General features: G+C 68.2%; 15 protein-coding genes. 8 read left to right on the top strand and 7 right to left on the bottom strand.

The genetic code is table 11. From position 1 onward, the window contains the following. Positions 1-145: 145 nt before the first annotated feature. Positions 146-631, top strand: a complete 486-nt coding sequence (locus G9V96_RS10895) for a hypothetical protein (RefSeq protein WP_168583045.1) — start codon at positions 146-148, stop codon at positions 629-631. Here the strand turns inward: G9V96_RS10895 and G9V96_RS10890 are convergent. After that, complete coding sequence (locus G9V96_RS10890; protein WP_168583044.1) at positions 616-2,322, bottom strand: alpha/beta hydrolase; 1,707 nt, start codon at positions 2,320-2,322, stop codon at positions 616-618. The genes G9V96_RS10895 and G9V96_RS10890 overlap by 16 nt on opposite strands. Positions 2,323-2,576: 254 nt before the next feature. Here G9V96_RS10890 and G9V96_RS10885 point away from each other — a divergent pair, with 254 nt between their 5' ends. After that, positions 2,577-3,506 carry a hypothetical protein gene (locus tag G9V96_RS10885; protein ID WP_168583043.1) on the top strand — a complete coding sequence of 310 codons (930 nt, stop codon included), beginning with the start codon at positions 2,577-2,579 and terminating at the stop codon, positions 3,504-3,506. Beyond that, complete coding sequence (locus G9V96_RS10880; protein ID WP_168583042.1) at positions 3,503-4,684, top strand: glycosyltransferase; 1,182 nt, start codon at positions 3,503-3,505, stop codon at positions 4,682-4,684. The genes G9V96_RS10885 and G9V96_RS10880 overlap by 4 nt, the downstream gene beginning before the upstream one ends. A gap of 100 nt (positions 4,685-4,784) precedes the next feature. On the opposite strand, the gene G9V96_RS10875 is transcribed toward G9V96_RS10880, so the two are convergent. Then, positions 4,785-5,852, bottom strand: coding sequence for a glycoside hydrolase family 26 protein (locus G9V96_RS10875; protein WP_168583041.1), 1,068 nt, complete (start codon positions 5,850-5,852; stop codon positions 4,785-4,787). 360 nt (positions 5,853-6,212) lie between these two features. Between G9V96_RS10875 and G9V96_RS10870 the strand changes: the two genes are divergently transcribed. Together G9V96_RS10870 and G9V96_RS15255 are read left to right on the top strand one after the other, a co-directional pair. Continuing rightward, complete coding sequence (locus G9V96_RS10870) at positions 6,213-7,739, top strand: alpha/beta hydrolase (protein WP_168583040.1); 1,527 nt, start codon at positions 6,213-6,215, stop codon at positions 7,737-7,739. A 65-nt stretch (positions 7,740-7,804) separates the two neighbouring features. Then, the gene (locus G9V96_RS15255; RefSeq protein WP_319643809.1) at positions 7,805-8,332 is read left to right on the top strand and encodes a MerR family transcriptional regulator; all 528 of its coding nucleotides are present in this window, start codon (positions 7,805-7,807) and stop codon (positions 8,330-8,332) included. A gap of 16 nt (positions 8,333-8,348) precedes the next feature. Here the strand turns inward: G9V96_RS15255 and G9V96_RS10860 are convergent, their stop codons facing one another. After that, positions 8,349-9,617, bottom strand: coding sequence for an AAA family ATPase (locus G9V96_RS10860; RefSeq protein WP_168583038.1), 1,269 nt, complete (start codon positions 9,615-9,617; stop codon positions 8,349-8,351). A gap of 9 nt (positions 9,618-9,626) precedes the next feature. Next, a complete protein-coding gene (locus G9V96_RS10855) occupies positions 9,627-11,696 on the bottom strand; it encodes an MDR family MFS transporter (RefSeq protein WP_264318432.1) in 2,070 nt (689 codons plus the stop codon). 62 nt (positions 11,697-11,758) lie between these two features. Here G9V96_RS10855 and G9V96_RS10850 point away from each other — a divergent pair, with 62 nt between their 5' ends. Next, complete coding sequence (locus G9V96_RS10850; protein WP_168583037.1) at positions 11,759-12,421, top strand: acyl-CoA-like ligand-binding transcription factor; 663 nt, start codon at positions 11,759-11,761, stop codon at positions 12,419-12,421. Between the two features lie 65 nt (positions 12,422-12,486). Here the strand turns inward: G9V96_RS10850 and ftsH are convergent, their stop codons facing one another. Together ftsH and G9V96_RS10840 are read right to left on the bottom strand one after the other, a co-directional pair. Continuing rightward, positions 12,487-14,508, bottom strand: coding sequence for an ATP-dependent zinc metalloprotease FtsH (gene ftsH / locus G9V96_RS10845; RefSeq protein ID WP_168583036.1), 2,022 nt, complete (start codon positions 14,506-14,508; stop codon positions 12,487-12,489). A gap of 80 nt (positions 14,509-14,588) precedes the next feature. Then, positions 14,589-15,941: a hemolysin family protein gene (locus tag G9V96_RS10840; RefSeq protein WP_168583035.1), complete on the bottom strand. Its 1,353-nt coding sequence runs from the start codon at positions 15,939-15,941 to the stop codon at positions 14,589-14,591. A gap of 92 nt (positions 15,942-16,033) precedes the next feature. On the opposite strand from G9V96_RS10840, the gene G9V96_RS10835 reads away from it, so the two are divergent. Continuing rightward, complete coding sequence (locus tag G9V96_RS10835; protein ID WP_168583034.1) at positions 16,034-16,360, top strand: hypothetical protein; 327 nt, start codon at positions 16,034-16,036, stop codon at positions 16,358-16,360. A gap of 37 nt (positions 16,361-16,397) precedes the next feature. Further along, positions 16,398-16,754, top strand: coding sequence for a nuclear transport factor 2 family protein (locus G9V96_RS10830; protein WP_210424390.1), 357 nt, complete (start codon positions 16,398-16,400; stop codon positions 16,752-16,754). A gap of 54 nt (positions 16,755-16,808) precedes the next feature. Here the strand turns inward: G9V96_RS10830 and G9V96_RS10825 are convergent, their stop codons facing one another. Continuing rightward, positions 16,809-17,567, bottom strand: a complete 759-nt coding sequence (locus tag G9V96_RS10825; protein WP_168583032.1) for an SIR2 family NAD-dependent protein deacylase — start codon at positions 17,565-17,567, stop codon at positions 16,809-16,811. Between the last annotated feature and the right edge of the window lie 76 nt (positions 17,568-17,643).

The following is a 17,643-nucleotide window of genomic DNA, read 5'->3' as shown; positions in this document are numbered from 1 at the left end:
TGCTGGCTTCCGCTACCGGAGGCCCCTCATGCCCTATTTCCTTCGCCCTGCGTGTCTCGCCCTCGTCGCAACCGTCCTGCTCGTGATCATCGGGAGCTCCGTCTCAGCCGAGCCGAGCCCGCCACCTCCGCCGTCAACGCCGGCTGTGCAGTCAGCGCCCGCAGCCTCCGCAACGCCGAGCCGACCCGCACCGCAGGACTGTGAGCAGGTCGCGCTGAGCTACCGCACCCTGCTGCCCCCAGGGTGGTCCATCTCCTGCCAGGACGCCCTTCCCCCGGAGTGGGTCGCAGCCGTCGGCGGGCGGGACGGGGTGGCGATGTCACGGTTGTCCGAGCGAAAGATCGTGCTGGTGCGCGGCCGTCCCCGGTTGGCCGCCGCGGCCCAGCACGAGCTCGCGCACGCGCACGCCTCCACCTGGCCCCCGCAACTGCGGGTCGCTTTCGCTCGCGCCATCGGCCAGAGCGCCTGGCAGACCCGATCCGAGTTCACCGCCCCGTCCGAGATCTTCGCCGAGAGCAGCGTCGCCTGCGCGGGGCTGCCCGCCGATCCGCGCTACCCCCTGGTGCCCTGCGACCTCATCGAGGCGACCCGTTCGGCGGCAGGCACTTCCCAGGCTCAGTACACCCGGTAGTCGGCGCGCATCGCGCGCTGGATCGACCCGTAGTCAGCCAGCGGATCCATCCCCAGCACCCCGGCCCACATCGGCACCAGGTCCTCTTGGTAGCGGTGGCCTTCGCCTCCGGGCACCCGCACCGAGCGCGGCATGTCACTCATGATCTGCCAGAACGTCACCCACGGCGCCCACCGCATGTGGGACACCTTCTGGCTGGCCCGCTCACGCACCCAGTCCGGTTCCTTCCACATCAGATCCCACGACCACCACACGATCGGGTCGGTCGGATACTGCGCAAACACCACCCGCGGGCTGGACCAGGCACCGAAAGGCCGGCCGTAGAAGTCGTTGACGAGATTCTCGGGGCGGAGGAAGAAGCGGAAGTGGCGCCCATCGTCAACGACCGGCGCGATCTCCGGGGTGCCTTCTCGACGCCGGGCCGTCAGGGTCTGCCACATCGGGCTCAACCGGGGGGTACCGGTCCAGACGGCCCCGTCGACGCGCTGCAGGAGATCCTCCGGGCTGGAGAACGCCGCCTGGCCGCCGTAGGCACCAAGGGACTCCCCCGCGATGTACAGCTTCGGGCGCCGCTGCGCGGGTCGTTCCTGCACTGCGGCCTCTACCCGCTCGAAGAGGACCCGCCCGGCCTTACGCGCGGTCTCCAGGTCGGTGTAGAAGGCGAGCGCGCTCGGCAGATACGTGTACTGCATGGAGGCGATAGCGCTGTCGCCTCCGGTGAGGAACTCCACCGCGCTGGGGTGCCATTCCGGGATCCACCCCTCGCCGGCGGGGACGATGACGACGAGCACCTTGCGATCGAAGGCCCGGGTGCGGTGCAACTCGGCGACGACCGCGTCCGCGGTCTGCTCCAGGCTGCGGCCGTCGTTCTCCCCGGCGTAAACCCGGATCGGGTCCTTGGCGGGGCGGCCCGTCACCTGTTCGATGCGTTCCTTGGTCGGGCCGTCGGCCACGATGCCCTGCCCCTGTCGACCCAGACTGGCCCAACTCTCCGGCGAGCCGGGTCCGGCCGAACGGGTCGACGAGTGGGGCGGACGACGCCCCGGGGGGGTCTGTGCGTTGACCTGGATGGCTTTCTTCGTGGCCGCCTTGACGAAGTTGGCGTAGAGCACGTCGTTAGAGACGAACCCGACCAGCATCGCGACGATGAGCACGGAGGCGCTCGTGGCCACCAGGCTCGGGGTGAACGGGCGCAGCAGCTGGCCCACGACCCGGCCCAGCAGGCGCACTCCGCGCGCCAACATGAGGAACAGCCAGAACAGCGCCAGACCGGCAACGAAGCCGAGCGCCTGGTCCCCCACCGGTGCAGCGCTGACCCCGACCCGCCGGGCGATCCGAACTTGAGAATGCACGCTCTGCCACCACCAGTAGAGCGTGCTGAACACCAACGTGAGGTACCAGAGCCGCCGCAGCCAAATCGCTGGGCGCTCCCGGACTCGAACCACCAGGCCGATCCGAGCGCCCATCGCCCGAAGCAGCACCGCAAGCAGCAGACCTAAGCCGTAGCCGTAGGTGGCGCACAGGCCGACGTTGAACATCGTCATCCACCAGGTGCGCGGGATGAGGCTGGGCGAGAGCGCCACCCAGGTCATCACGGTGGCGCCGGTGAGCCCGGGACTGGTCAGCTTCGCCTGGACGAGACCGTCAGCGACGTGGGCGGTGGCGCCGGCAGACGTCCTGGACGCTTCCACGTCACCTCCCGTTCTGGTCCCGTTCGTTCCCGCCACGCGGCGAGCCATCAAGCTGAACGAGGATAGCGGGCAGCCGTGCTCGCTCCACTCTGGGCAGTGCCTGTGAACTGCATGTATTCGGGGTGGGATCCGGGGATTCCCCGAAGTCGTGGCTGCGCCGCGCCCGTAAGCTGGCCCCGGACGGAACCGCGGTCGCAGGGCCACACCGTCGCCACGACGACGACCAGGCGATACCAGATCGGGGGGATAGCGCGATGAACATCATCATCGCTGTCCTTTTGGCGATGGTCGCCGCAGCCGTGTTCGCCTTGGGGGCCACGGTGCAGTCGCGGGCGGTGGGGCGCACGGTCAGCGACCACAACAACACCAGTGGCGTGGTGGGTGTGCGCCAGATGGCCACGCTGCTGCGCTCGGGGCGCTGGCTGGGCAGCGTCGGGATCATGATCGTCGGGGGGCTACTGCACATCCTCGCCTTGACCTTGGCTCCGATCTCGATCGTGCAGCCCGTGGGTGTGCTGGCGATCCCGTTTGCGGTACTGCTGGCGGCGCACCGCGCCCGCGCTCTGCCCGGCCGGGGCGTCGCCGGTGCGGTGGCGTTGACGGTCCTGGCGGTCGTGGTGTTCGTGGCGATAGCGGCAAGTGATGGGCACAGCGCCCCGCGACTGGACGCCTCCGACATCGCGGTCGCTGCCGCCGGTTTGGCTGCGGTGGCAGCGTTCCTGGCCGCAGTGGGCGGTTTCGGTCCCCGCTGGTCACGATGCCTGGCCTGGGCCACCGGAGGCGCAGTCATCTACGGACTGTCCTCGGCGTTGCTGCGCGCCGACACGATGCTTATCGCCCAAGGGGAGGCCTGGACCGGCCCGGTGTTGTGGCTCGCGCTCACCGTCCTGACCGGTTTCGCCGTCGGCGGCTGGATGATCCAGCACGCCCACGCCAACGGCCCGCCGGCGGTGATCCTGGGTTGTTTGACGGTTGTGGACCCCATGATCGCGGTCATCTTCGGGATCGCCTTCCTCGGCGAAGGCTCACGCCTGGCCCCCGTTCACACCGCGTCGATGCTCGCTGCCGGCTTCGTCGCCTCGGTCGGGGTCGTCCTACTCGCCCGCCACCACCCCGAATCTGACCACCTACCTGCCACCTCGGCCGCCCCGGTCGAACGCTGTGAGAGAGGAAGCTGTCCGTGAAGATCCTGCTCGGTTGCGACACTTACCCAACCGACGTCAACGGCGCCGCCCGGTTCGCCGAACGGTTGTCCATCGGTCTAGTGGGGCGAGGCCACGAGGTGCATGTCGCGGCCCCCTCAACGACCGGCCCCGTCGGAGTCGAGGAACGTGACGGGGTGGTGGTGCACCGTATCCGTTCGCTGCGTTACCCCCTCCACGAAGAGTTCCGGATCAGCCCCCCGTGGTCGACCAAGCCTGAGGTCGCCTCGCTGGTGCGCGCTCTGCGCCCAGACGTGGTGCACGCCCAGGCGCACTTCATCGTCGGGCGCTACGTCTGCCGGTCGGCGCACGAACAGGGAATCCCGTTGGTGGCGACCAACCACTTCATGCCGGAGAACCTCACCGACCAGTTGCCGATACCGGTCCCGGGAGTGTTGGGGCGCCTGGCATCACGCCTGGCCTGGCGGGACCTCAGGCGGGTGTTCGGCGACGCACAGGTCGTGACCGCACCCACGCCTCGGGCGACCGAGTTGCTGGCTGCCTCGGCCGGAATCCCCGATGCGCTGCCCATCTCGTGCGGGATCGACGCCGCCCCTTACGCCAAGGCAGCTTTGAACGCGACGCCTTCCAGCGTGCCGACCATCCTGTTCGTCGGGCGCCTGGATCAGGAGAAGCGGGTCGGAGAACTCATCGACGCCGTTGCCGCACTGCCGGATTCGCTGCCGGTCCAGTTGGAGATCGTGGGTGACGGCACCATGCGTGAACAGTGGAAGGCCCAGGTCCAACAGCGCGGTATCAGCGACCGCACGGTCTTTCGGGGTTTCATCTCCGAGGAGGAGCTGCTGGCGGCGTACGGCCGCTGCGACGTTTTCTGCATGCCTGGCATCGCTGAGCTGCAGAGCCTGGTGACGTTGGAGGCGATGGCCGCCGGCAAGCCTGTGGTGGCCGCCGACGCGATGGCCCTGCCGCACCTGGTGCACCCGGGGCGCAACGGATGGCTGTACACCCCCGGCGATATCGGGGAGTTGACGCTGCGCCTGTCGACGCTGCTCTCCGACGCCGAGCTGCGGCATCGGATGGGGCTGGCCAGCCAGGAGATCGTGCGCTCCCACGACCTCGAAGCGACCCTGGACCGATTCGAGGGCCTGTACCGCGAGGCGATCACGGCAGCACCGGCCAATCGGCGTCACGCCGCCTGAGGCCTTCTGGGCCGCGGCGCCCAGCGGTGCGAACACATGAGGCGGCCCCCACCCATCGACTGATCCGGGTGGGGGCCGCCTCGCGTGTGCAAGCGGGCGATCACCAAAGGCGGCGGTAAGCCTGTGCCGAGAGTGGGTTCTGCGGAGCTTCGGTCCACAGCGAGTTACGGATGTACTCCTTGGGCTCGTTGAAGTAACTCTCCACGGCGAGTACGTCGGCGTTGGCCGTGAAGAACTGGCGCATCTTGGTGATGTAGAACGGGTTGTCGCCGTGGCCACCGGCGTGCGGTGCGGCCAGCCCCCACTCAGGCACCGACATTCCCTTGCCGCGAGCGCGGGCAAAGCGGGCCACATCGGCCAGGCCGGGGGCATCCTTGGGCGTCAACGCCCTGCGCCAGCTCGCCTCGTCGATCGCCCCGGTGGTGTGCCAGTCATAGACATCGCAGCCGATGAGGTCGACATAGGCGTCCCCGGGGTAGAGCTTGGTGAGGCTGTCCAGTCGGTTGCTCTGCCCGCGCAGCGGCGAGCCGCAGTTGATGTCGAAGTCGATGACCAGACCAGGCGCGGCGCTTTTCATGACCCGGGAGGCGCGGCGAAAGGCCGCCTGGTAGTTCTTGGCGCTGTTCGCGTCGGCGCTCCAGGGATACCAGTGGCCGTTGCCTTCCCAGCCGATACGCACGATGGCGTTGCCCCGACCGCGTGACTTCAGATCACGGGCGACCTTGCGAAAGACGGCGTCGTGCTTACCGCGGGCCACGTCGGCCAGGTTCGCCGAGCCATCGGCCGGCAGGAGGGGCATCCCGTACATGAGGCGGCCGCGGAAACCGCGGTAGGTGTCGATGTGCCAGGTCGAGTTGCTGATCTTGCGCCAGGTCTGGCGCTCGGGGTAGGTGGTCGCCACGTCGGAGGGGGTACCGCGCCAGGTCCCCCACCGGGTGGCGCGTTTGGCGTCCAGGTGCCCCCCGGTCCAGGCGCCGGAATGCCAGGCGTTTCGGGAAGCGGAGGCGCCCAGGTAGCGGCGGGCCTGCGCGCCGGGTCGCTTGTTCGCCTCGCCCCCGCCCGCCTGCACCACCGCGGTGGTCTCGGGTGCGGCTTGGGCGGCGGAGGGGATGAAGACAGCAGCGATCGCGAGGGCACTCGTGGTGCTGAGCAGACGCAAAGCGGGCATGAAACGGTCCTATGGTTGAGCGCCGGAGGGGATTGCTTGGCAACTTACGGCACCTGCGAGCGTCCCGACCCCGCCCCCGAGGAGGCTTCTTGGGCCGCGGTTGTCCGGCTCGAAGACCTTCGATTCAGGCGGCGGCAGTGATCTGGTTGGGACGCAACGGATTCGAGCCGACACGGACCGGGCTCGGCGCTTCGGCCGCACCAGAAAGAAATCATCTGCTGGTCACTTGGCTGTTACCACACAGCGATGTCTCACCTGACGACATGCGGCCGTTTCAGCATTCGACACCAGGGTCAGCCTCTGCCATCCGGCCACACGGGCGGATACCGTTGAGTGTTCACAGTTGGAGGGAGCAGACCCGTGGCTGAAGCGATCCCTTCGCGCGAGGAGGACACACTGGCGGCGGCACTGGAACGAGCTGCCGCCGATCTCGAAGCGGTCCTGGTGGAAGCAACTGCGGCGCACGAGCAGTATGTGCGGGCCTGCACGGCTGCACCCCAGCGCGGAATCGACGCGGTCTCCGAAGAGGTCCGCCACCGGCGCACCCATGTCGCGCTGTACGCCGCAGGCCTGCTCGTGGAGCACCTGCGCACCGAGAGCCTCGGGGCCCGCGAACGGTTCCCGGAGCTGGACGCGACCGGGGCGCACCGCCCGTTGCGTCCGCCGAACGACAACCCTGACGTCGTTCACCGCTGGTGGCAAGGCCTGGACGAGGCGACCCGCGAAGACATCATCGTGCACTCCCCCGCCTGGGTCGGGCAGGCTGACGGTCTCCCTGTCCTGGCCAGACACCGCGCCAACATGGTGCTGTTGGAGGCCGAGATCGAGCGTCGCGCGACCCAGGCCGAACCTGGCGGGATGCCGGAGGGTGAAGGACCCAGCGAGGAGGAACTGCGTGACCTGCGCGGCTTGCTCAAACTGCGGGCCCTGCTCGACCCGGCTTCCCAAGCCGAGGAGGACAGTCAGGACGCCGCCGATTCCAAGGGCCTGAAGGACCGCACCGTCACCGCGCTGGAGAAGGTCACCACCCCACTGCACGAGCGCTACCTGTATCTGTTGGATGCCCGCGCCTATCCGCTGAAGACGGCGATCGTGCTGGGTGAGCTGGAGACGGCCACCCATGTCGTGGTGCATGTGCCCGGCGCCACCACGACCGTCGACCTGCGCCTGTTCCGAGAGGCGGAGTGGATGTCGAACCTGCGCAACGAGGCCGCCCGGTACGCCGGCGGCACCGAGCAGGTCGCCGTCATCGACTGGATCGGGTATCAGGCTCCTTATGACATCGCGGTGCGCACTGCGCTGGGTGACAGCAAACTCTCCCTGATCATGCCGGGGCAGGCCGCAGACGACCGCTACGCCCGCGAAGCCGCCCCTGACCTGGTGCGTTGCGCGCAGGGCGTGCGCCTGGTGTGTCGACAGGATGCCTGGCTGGTGGCTTCCGGGCACTCTTACGGCGGCGCCGTGGTCGGACTTGCCCTGGCCGAGACGGACGCCTTCGACGTGGCGATGGTCTCTGGTTGTCCCGGGTTGTTCACCAACGATCTGCATACCCTGCGGTTGCCGCCCGGGCGCATGTACGTTGCTGCCTCCCCCGGCGACGTCGTGCCTCTTCTGGGCATCTTCGGCGGTCAGGTCTTGCAGATCCCCGGCATCAAGTTCATCTCCCCGTACGCGCGCGCCATCACCGGCCCCGACGGTGCACGTGCCTTTCTGCTTCCCACCTTCGGGCACGAGACGTACTACAACCCGGGGACGGCCACGCTGCAAGCCTTCGCCGCGATCGCCGCCAACGCGCTGGAGAAGGTGAAGACGACCACCTGGTTCGGGGTGCAGCGGGTCGCGCCGCCACTGAAGCCCGCGATGAGCGACCCACCAAGGCCCAACTGATGACCCGTAGGGCTCAGGGCTCGGTTAGCATTACCTACCCAGTGCAACCTGCGACCAGGAGCATCGTGACCAAGACTTGTGGCCCCGCTGAGCCTTCCAGCGCCTCGGCCCTCGACATCTCGTTCACGAGTCCCCCGGAGCGTGCTCTCACCGGCGCTGAACTGGCCGAGATCGATTTGTCCCCGCGGTTTCGAATCGGCGAGGTGGCCAAGCGGATCGGGCTGTCCGTGCGCAGCATCCGCTACTACGAAGAGGCGGGGCTGATCACCCCGGCCGGTCGAACCAGCGGCGGCTTCCGGATGTACTCCGAGGTCGACGTGCAGCGGCTGCTATCGATCATGCAGATGAAACCGCTGGACTTCACGCTGGAAGCGATGCGAACGGTCCTGAACGACCTGGACACCCTGCGCGACGCCGAGGCCGAGCCCAGTCAACGGGAAGCAGCCCGGGAACGACTCAGCGCCGTGACCAAGGATGTTGACCTGCGATGGGAGACCTTGCAGCGCAAGCTCACCATCGCCGATGTCTTCCGCTCGTTGCTGCGCACCGAACTCGCGACCGGCGCTGAGGGCGCGGCCGACTCAGCAGACTGAACGCCCTGCCGCCGCTTCAGCGCGGGCGTGATTTGAGGTACTCGCGCAGTCCCACATAGGCGCTCTCGTCGGCGTCCAGCCCCGAGGCTCCTTGCGCCTTCTCCAGCCAGGCGTCGGCGCTGGGCTCGATCCGTTGCAGGGCGGCGCGTACCTGTTCGAGACTGACCGGGCGTCCTTCTTCGCGGGCGCGGCTGCGGGCGTCTTCGGCAGCCCCGGCGATGTCTGCGCCGGAGTAGCCCTCGGCGAACAGCGCCAATTCGTGCACGTCCACCTGGGCGGCGTCGGCGCCGAGATGCTGCTGGAAGATCACCGCGCGGGCTTCCAGATCCGGCGGTAGTACCAGCAGGGTCCGCTCCAGGCGACCGGGCCGGCGCAACACCGGGTCGACATCCCAGGGCGCGTCGCTGGCGGCCAGCACGGTGACCCCGTAGTTCCCGGCGGGGCCCTTGTCGAGCTCGGCGGCGAGCTGGCTGACGGCCCGCCCGGTAGCGGCACGGCGGGCGGGACCCCGGCGTCCGAGCGCTTCGAGCTGCTTGAGGTAGAGCAGCACCGGGGCCTGCTCGCGGGCGGTGGCGAAGACCGCTTCGATCTCGGACTCGGCGTTCTCCTCGTTCAGCGCACCCAGGCAGACCGCCAGGAAACGAGCTTCGAGTTCACCGGCGACGGCGCGGGCCAAGAAGGTTTTGCCGCAGCCGGGAGGCCCGTACATGAGCACCCCACCGCGACGGCTCTGGTGATAGAGCCGGCGCAGCTCGGGGTTGCGCATCGGCGCGAGCACGGCAGCTTCCAGGTTTTCCTTGGCCACCGACATCCCGCCGACGTCGGCCAAGGTCACATCGGAGTCCTCCACGCCCCAGGGCGCATCGTCCGGTTCCTCCTCGGTCGCCTCATTCGACATGTCGGTGTCGGCGGACGGGGTGGATTCGGCCAGCGGGCTGGAGTCTGGGGTCTGCGACTCCGGCGAGCGCGCGTCGCTCGCAGCCGACTGGCCCTGGTGGGGAGCAGCAGTCTCGGCAGAGACGGCGAACGCCGACCCCGCACCGGCAAGCGGTGCGGAATCGGCGTTCGTATCGGAAGCGGGTCGCAGTAGCCGCAGCATCTGCGTGCGTGCTTCGGTGTTGCCAGGATCGATAGCCAACGCTGCGGCCGTCTGACGCACAGCTTCGACAGGCTCACCCCGATCCTGCAGCAATGCGACCAGGTGCAGTCGCAGCGGGACGTCATCGGGGGCGGCCTGCACAGCGCTCAGCAGGCTCGCGACGAGGGGATCCGAGGCGGGGCTCACCTGACCAGGCTAGGGCCGCCGGTGCAGATCGACGAGCAGCGCGCTGGTCAGCTCGGTCCCGACCTGAGTGAGGGCCTCCATGTCGACGCCCTCGTAACGATCAGCCACGGTCGGTTCCGGGCCGGCCAACACCTGGTTGTCCTCCAGATCGGTCGCCGCAGCAGCAAGGGTTTCGCGCAGTTGCGCAGACAACACCCCGCCCTTGCGCGAGCCCATCTTGGCCACGTCGATCGCGTACCGCTCGGCTCGCGCGGCCGACTCGTGGTCTTCGGTCGTGAGCATGTGCGCGGTGCGTTCCAGCAGAGCCAGGCCGCGCCCGAAGTCGCCGCTGCCGAGTTCGCTAACTGCCGCTCGCAGCAGTGGGGTGTCCGTACGCGAGGCCTGACGGCAGACCAGCTGCAGCCGAAGACCGAGCAGGCGCTCCTTGGTTCGGGTCGCGCCCGATTCACGTCCCAGCGGGACGCGCTGGTCATCGGCGCTGGACTGACCCAGGCCGTCCAGCATCTCTCGACCGGCTTCTTCCGGGGTGTGCACGGTGTCGCGCAGCGGCAACGCCTTGATGAGCAGCGTGACGATGAGGACGAACGCCACGATCGGCAGGCCGAGCAGGAACACGTCGTGCAGACCGTCGGCCAGGCCCTGCCGGACGGCGACCGCGATCGGGCCCGGCAATGAGCTCAACGATGCCGGGTCGAGCACGGCGCCGGCGTCCAGGCCGCCGGGGGGCATCTTGGCGGCTGCACCCTTGGGCAGGTGCTCCGGGATCGCGGTAGTCATTCGGGTCGTCATGACCGTGCCGAAGACCGCGATGCCGATCGTCGAGCCGACGTTGCGGAAGAACTGGGTGGAGGCGGTCGCCACCCCCAGGTCGGAACGCATGACCGCGTTCTGCACGACCAGCGTGTAGACCTGCATGGAAGTGCCCAGGCCGAGACCGAAGACGATCATCGCCGCGGTCAGCTGCAAGGTCGAGGAGCTGTATTCGAGCCGGGTCAGCAGCCAGTAGCCCACCCCCATGATGAGCACGCCGGCGATCGTCAGTTCCTTGTAGCGGCCGAACTTGGTGATGAGCAGACCCGAGATGATGCTCATCCCGATCATGGCCACGCTCATCGGCATAACGATGAGGCCGGACTGGGTGGCGTTGACCCCGAGGACACCCTGGGCGAAGACCGGGATGTAGATGAGGGCGCCGAACATGAGCATCGAGACCCCGAAGCTGGCCAGGTTGCTGAACGTGAACACCGTGCTGCGGAACAGCCTCAGCGGGATGACCGGCTCGGAGGCGCGGGTCTCAGCGAAGATGAAGAGCCCGAGCAGCACGACCCCGGCAACGTACAGGGTGACGATCTGGGTGGAACTCCAGGCCCACGTGGTGCCGCCCAGGGAGGTGGCGAGCAACAGGCAGAGCAAGGTGGCGGTGAGCAGCGTGATGCCGAGGAAGTCGATCTTGGCGTGGCGTGGTTCGTGCTCCAGGTGCAGGAAGCGCACGATGGCGCCCAGCGCAGCCAGGCCGACCGGCAGGCTGATGTAGAACAACCAGCGCCAGCCCCAGTGGTCGGTGACGAAACCGCCGACCAGCGGCCCGACGATGGAGCTCAGCCCGAAGACCGCACCCATCAGGCCCTGATACTTACCGCGCTGACGCGGCGGGATGATGTCGCCGATGATCGTCTGCGACAGCGGCATCAGGGTACCCATGCCGAGGCCTTGGATCACCCGGGCGAAAACGAGGAACCAGAAGCTCTGCGACAGGCCGGCCAGAACCGAGCCGAGCATGAAGACGATGAGGCCGCCGATGTAGAACGGGCGGCGTCCGTACAGGTCCGACAACTTGCCGACGATCGGGACGGCGATCGCCGAGACGAGCATCGCCGAGGTGGCAAGCCAGCTGTAGTGCTCCATCCCGCCGAGTTCGGCGACGATGCGCGGCATGGCCGGGGAGACGATCGTCTGGCTGATGGAGGCGACCAACATGCCGAGCATGAGGCCGATGAAGACCCGCTTACCTGCGGGATCAAGCTGGTATTCCGCCGTGGGCGGTGTCGACGCTGCGGCGTCTGTTCGAGTCGATGTCACTCCGTGAGGATAGAACCAAAGGTGCAGTCACTGCAAATTTGCAGTGGGTGCATAATGGGGGCATGACGTCACCCGCGTTCGACGCATCTGCGACCCCCGACTCAGAGCCCGACGGGCTTCCGTCCTGCGAACAGACCGAGGGTCTTCGCGAACGCAAGAAACGCGAAACGCGGCGCCGCATCCACCACTGCGCCTTGGACCTGGTCGCCGAACACGGCATCGCCGGCATCACCACCGAACAGATCGCAGCCGCCGCCGAGGTCAGCCCGCGCACCTTTTTCAACTACTTCCCCACCAAGGACGCCGCGATCGTCGGCGCCAGCCCCGACCTGCCGGAGCGGCTGGCCGCGCACCTGCTGAAGCGTCCGGCAGCAGAGGACATCCTCACTGCGCTGCGGGCCGTGCTGCTGGCTGCTTTCGGCACTCTGACCAGCGACGAAGCGCTACGCCGCCGCCGCCGCGACGTTTTCGCCCGCCACCCGGAGCTGTCCGTGACCACGATCGGCATGACGATGGAACTGGAGAAGGTGCTCTCTGCGGCCGTCGCGCAACGACTCGAGGCCGACCCCAACGACCCCTACCCGCGCCTCATCGCCGCCGCCACCCTCGCGGTGACCCGGGCGGCCTTCGTGCACGCCCAGTACGCCCCGCAGCACCCGCCGATCGCCGACACCCTGCAGCTGGCGTTCGCGCAGGTTCTGCAACCGCCCGCGGCCGCGAAGTAGCCGGCTGCCGATACGAGAAAGCGGCCACCCGGCAGATGCCGGATGGCCGCCTCCGGCCAGCCTGATCAGTCCTGCGACGCAGGCGCACCCTCCCCGGCCGGGGCCGGTTCGCGCGTCGGGACGGCGGGGCTGCCCTGGATCGGGGAGTCCTCTACCGGCAGTTGCCGTTCGATGCCGGCGGCGGCGTACACCTCGGCCTCGTCCAGGGTCTCCTTCTCCAGCACGGCGCCCGTGATGCGTTCCAGTTTGTCGCGGTGCTCCCGCAGCAGGCGTACCGCCTCGGCGTAGCACTCGTCGACGATCCGGCGAACCTCATCATCGGCAGCAGCCAGGATCGAATCCGAGAAGCCTGCCGAGCGCGGGTCGCCGTCGGTGGGGTAGATCTGCACCGGCCCGACCTTCTCGCTCATCCCCCAACGCCCCACCATCTGGCGCGCGATGTTGGTGCTGGAGTCCAGGTCCGATTCGGCGCCGGTGGTGATGACCCCGAAGACGACCTCCTCGGCGGCCATCCCGCCCAGCGCACCGATGATGCGTCCGCGCAGGTACTCCTCGTCGTAGCCGTACCGGTCGGTGTCCGGCGTGGACAAGGTGACACCCAGCGCCCGCCCGCGCGGAATGATCGAGACCTTGCGCACCGGGTCGGCCCCGGGCTGCAGCATCCCCAACAGGGCGTGCCCGGCCTCGTGGTAGGCCGTTCGGCGACGTTCCTCCGGAGGCATGACGACATTGCGCGCGGCGCCGAGTTGCACCTTCTCCAGGGCCTCGAACATGTCAGCGGACGTCACCTGGGTGCGGTCGTTGCGGGCCGCGAGCAGCGCCGCTTCGTTGACCAGGTTGGCCAACTCCGCGCCGGTCATCCCCGGGGTGGACTTGGCGATGGCGCCGAGGTCGACGTCCTCGGCCAGCGGCACCTCCCGGCTGTGGACAGCCAGGATCTGCTCGCGCCCAGCAGCATCCGGGGCGTGCACCTGGATCGTGCGGTCGAAGCGGCCCGGGCGCAGCAGCGCCGCGTCCAGCACATCGGCGCGGTTGGTGGCCGCCAACACCACGACCCCTTCGCTGCCGGAGAACCCGTCCATCTCGGTGAGGATCTGGTTGAGGGTCTGTTCACGTTCGTCGTGCCCACCCATCGCCCGCGAGCCGCCGCGGGAGCGGCCGATGGTGTCGATCTCATCGATGAAGATGATCGCGGGGGCAACCTTGCGGGCCTCCTCGAAAAGCTGCCGGACCCGCTGCGCGCCGACACCGACGATCATCTCGATGAACTCGCTGGCGCTGGCCGAGAAGAACGGCACCCCGGCCTCGCCGGCCGTGGCCCGGGCCAGCAGCGTCTTGCCGGTACCGGGAGCACCAGCCAGCAGCACACCCTTAGGTGCCCGCGCCCCGACCTTGCGGTACTTCTCGGGGTTCTTCAGGAAGTCGACGATCTCGTAGATCTCGTTCTCGACCTCATCGATTCCGGCCACATCATCGAAGGTGACCCGCACCGTCTCCGGGTCCACCGGAGCCTTCTTCTTGCCGCCCATGAGCCCGCCGCCGCCCATCATGGAGGCCTGCTTGCGGAACAACCAGATCCAGAAGGCGATCAGCAACAGGATCGGCAGGAACGAGATGAGCAGATTGCCGATGATGCCCCGCTGGGAGACCACCGGCTCAGCCGTGACGGTCGTGTTGTGCTCGGCCAGGCGCTGTTCCAGGCCTTCACCGGCGAAGGACGGGATCTCGGTCGAGAAGTCGGTGTAGGTCACCCCTTCGAGGGTGGGGTGGTTCTTGCCGTCACGCAGCGTGCCCTGAATCGTGTCGCCCTTGGCGTACACCTCTTTGACGTTGCCCGCGTCGACCTGCTTGGTGAACTCGGTGTAGCTGACCTCTTTAGGTCCGTTTGCCGAGTCCTGCAACGAGGTCAGCGCGAACACGATGAGGTAAAGGGTGGCGATCCAGAAGAGCATTCGCCGCCAGTTGGGTTTCTTCGGTCCGGCAGCGGAGCTGTCGTTCTTCTTCGCCTCCGGTAGGCCCTCGGTGCGCCACGGGGTGGGCGAAGGGTCGTCGCGCCGGTCGGCGGGCGGGTGGGCCGTAGCTGGCATGAGGTTCCTTCGAGCTGGCGGTGAAGCTGGCGGATGGCACAGGTGACAACGCATGAACGCTGCCGATCTTTCCCGTTCTTTTACTTCGGTGGGTTCATCCGATCATCCCGGATGCCGGCTGCGGCAGCGTGTACTCGCTCTCCGGCCTCGGGTGACTTCAACCGCACGGGGGCACGACGCGCCTCCACCCGGTCCACCCGGCGCCCGTCCAATGTCAGCACGGTCAGCTCGTAGGCATCCCACTGCACCCGATCCCCGACCTGGGGTAGATGCCCCAGGTTGTGCATGATCAGCCCGCCCAGGGTGTCGAAGGGGCCTTCGGGCAGTTCGATGCCGAACGTCTTGGCCGCTTCGCCGCGCCCGAGCAGACCGGAGACTTCACGGCGCCCCAGCCGCACGACGGTCGTGGGAACCTCGTGGTCGTATTCGTCCTCGATGTCCCCGACGAACTCCTCCATGACGTCTTCGAGGGTGACGATGCCGTCGGTGCCGCCGTACTCGTCCACGACCAGGGCCAGGTGGCTGCGCGCCTCACGCATCTGGGTCAGCGCGCCGAACAGCGGTTTGCTGCCCGGCAGCACGAGAATCTCCCGCACCAGGTCCGCGACGAGCAGGTTGTCGGCTGCGGCTGAGAGCAGGTCCCGACTGTGCAGGAATCCGACGATGTCGTCGGCGTCCTGGCCTCGAACGGGGTAGCGGGAGCGTTCCAGGGTGCCGACGAGTTCGCGCGCCTCCCGCACCGAGGTGTCGGCTTCGAGGAAGTCGACCTCGGTCCGGGGCGTCATGATCTCGGAGACGGTGCGCCCCCCGGCGGCCAGGATGTCCACGACCATGCCGCGCTCGTCCTCACCCAGGCCTTCATGCTCGGCGACGAGGCTGCGCAGCTCGGCCGCGTCCATCGTCTCTTTCTGCGCGCTCGGGTCGCGCCCCAGCAGGCGCATGGCGACGTTCGTGGAGGCCCCCAGCAGCCAGATGACCGGCCGCATCACCGTGGCGATCGCGTCTAGCGGGCGCGCCACGAACAGCGCGAACGGTTCAGCGGCCTGCATGGCCAACCGCTTGGGCAGCAGCTCACCGAAAACCAGGGAGAGGTAGGAGACGACGAGCGTGACCCCGACGAAGGCGGCCGTACCGGCCACGCGGACGGGAGTTCCGGCCTCCTCCAGCAGCGGCACCAGGTAAGGGGCGATGGTCGCGGCGCCATAGGAAGCCGAGAAGAACCCCGCCAGAGTCACCCCCACCTGCACCGCCGAAAGGAACCGGTTGGAGTCGGAGGTGAGACGCTGCACGACCACGCCGGAGCCGCCGCGTTCGGCCATGGCTTTGATTTGTCCGTCGCGTAGTGAGACCAGCGCGATCTCCGAAGCGGCAAAAACACCGCCGACAAGGATGAAGGCGAATACCAGAGCAATATTGAGAAACAAGCCATCCACCCCGTGATTGTCCGCTGTCCCGACCAGATTTCCCTCATGCGGGTCCCACCGAGACACCTTGCGGGTCGTTTTCGTGCTTCTAGAGTTGAGGCATGTCCCAGCCTCCGAGCTCCCCCATCCCCCCGATCGGGTCCCGGCCGCCGGGGCGCGGAGATGGTGTCGGTGCCGGCAGCTACCCCTCCGGAGGCCTCGAGGAGCAGGTCGGCGAACTCACGGCCCTGGTGCGCGAGCAACGCAAGGAGATCGCCTTCCTGCGCACCCGCACCGGGTGGGTGTTGTTGTGGGCGGTGCTGGCCGCCTTCGGCGGATGCGCCAACTCCGATTCTGGCGAGATCAGCCAACTACGCACCGAAATCACGCAACTGCAGCGGCAAGTGGACAAGCTTCCCCAGAGCCCCCCGGCCCCGGTCAATGGCTAGCGCGCAGCAGCCCCGGGCGGGCCGACCTGAGGAGGCGGTGCAGCTCGCCGAGTTGTTGGAGTGCGAGCGTCTGCTGCACGCCCCGGAGGGGACCCGCGCGGACTTCGAACGCGGTGTGGCACCCGGCTATTGGGAGGTCGGCGCCTCTGGTGGCCGCTACGACGTCGATGTGATCTGGGGCGTCGTGCAGCGCCGACGGCGCGGGGAGCTGCCCACGCCGCAGTGGGCCACCGCGCAGGAGGAATGCCGCCCGATCGGCGATGGGTACTGGCTGTTGACATACCTGCTCGATCAAGGCAGTCGGTTGACCCGCCGGGTCACGCTCTGGCAACGCACGGCGGCCGGTTGGGTGGCGTCGTATCACCAGGGCACGGTCGTCACCGGCCAGTTTTGAGACGGCCGGTGACGAACCCCGCCTCGCTGCATCGAAAGCGTCGCGCGGTCTGGTTCAGTTGCCGAGCGCCTCGACCAACGCCGGCAGCGCTGCGGCAGCGCTGGCTCGCCAGATGTGGTCCACGTGGTCGCTGAGGTTGGTTTCTTCGGGGTTGATCTCCACCACCGGCACCCCGTGCCCGCGAGCGATGTCGGGCAACGAGGCGAAGGGGTAGACGATCCCGGAGGTGCCCACGACGAGCACCAGGTCGGCTTCCAGGCACGCATCCAGCGCGGCGTCGAAGGCACCCTGCGGCAGCATCTCCCCGAACCACACCACGCCGGGGCGCACATACTGACCGCAGTCGCACACCGGCGGCTCCAACCGCTCCACCGGCTCCGCCGGGACCTCGATCGGTGCCTGGTAGGGCTCCTGGCAGACCGAACAGCGGAAGGCCAGCAGGCTGCCGTGGACGTGGGCCAGGACCTCGCTGCCGGCGCGTTCGTGTAGGTCGTCGATGTTCTGGGTGGCGATGTGCAGCCTCACGTCATCGCGCTGGGCCCACCTGGCCAGCGCATGATGCCCGGCGTTGGGTTCGACGCTGCGTACCCGCCCCACCCGCCAGGCGTACCAGGCCCACACCAGCTCGGGGTCGGCCTCCCAGCCGTCCTGACTGGCCAAACTCATCGGGTCGAACCTGGACCACAACCCGGTGGCGGGGTCGCGGAAAGTGGGGATGCCACTTTCGGCGGACATCCCCGCCCCGGTGAGCACGGTGACGGCGCGGGCACGCCGTGCGAGTTCCAGAACGGTGGGCGGTATGAGGCACTCCATGCCCTTAGCATCTCCTGCCCGATGCGCTTGGACACCGACACCCTCTGCTGCCGGGCAAGTGTCGGTCAGGGGAGGG

The sequence above is a fragment of the Gephyromycinifex aptenodytis genome, from assembly GCF_012277275.1.
Taxonomy (GTDB): Bacteria; Actinomycetota; Actinomycetes; order Actinomycetales; family Dermatophilaceae; genus Gephyromycinifex; species Gephyromycinifex aptenodytis.
This window is presented reverse-complemented; position numbering and strand designations above follow the sequence as displayed.

Excerpts from the sequence above, each read along its gene's own strand:
- G9V96_RS10885 (WP_168583043.1), top strand. The coding sequence starts at position 2,577 with ATGAACATCATCATCGCTGTCCTTTTGGCGATGGTCGCCGCAGCCGTG.
- G9V96_RS10875 (WP_168583041.1), bottom strand. The coding sequence starts at position 5,852 with ATGCCCGCTTTGCGTCTGCTCAGCACCACGAGTGCCCTCGCGATCGCT.
- G9V96_RS10850 (WP_168583037.1), top strand. The coding sequence starts at position 11,759 with ATGACGTCACCCGCGTTCGACGCATCTGCGACCCCCGACTCAGAGCCC.
- ftsH (WP_168583036.1), bottom strand. The coding sequence starts at position 14,508 with ATGCCAGCTACGGCCCACCCGCCCGCCGACCGGCGCGACGACCCTTCG.
- G9V96_RS10835 (WP_168583034.1), top strand. The coding sequence starts at position 16,034 with ATGTCCCAGCCTCCGAGCTCCCCCATCCCCCCGATCGGGTCCCGGCCG.
- G9V96_RS10825 (WP_168583032.1), bottom strand. The coding sequence starts at position 17,567 with ATGGAGTGCCTCATACCGCCCACCGTTCTGGAACTCGCACGGCGTGCC.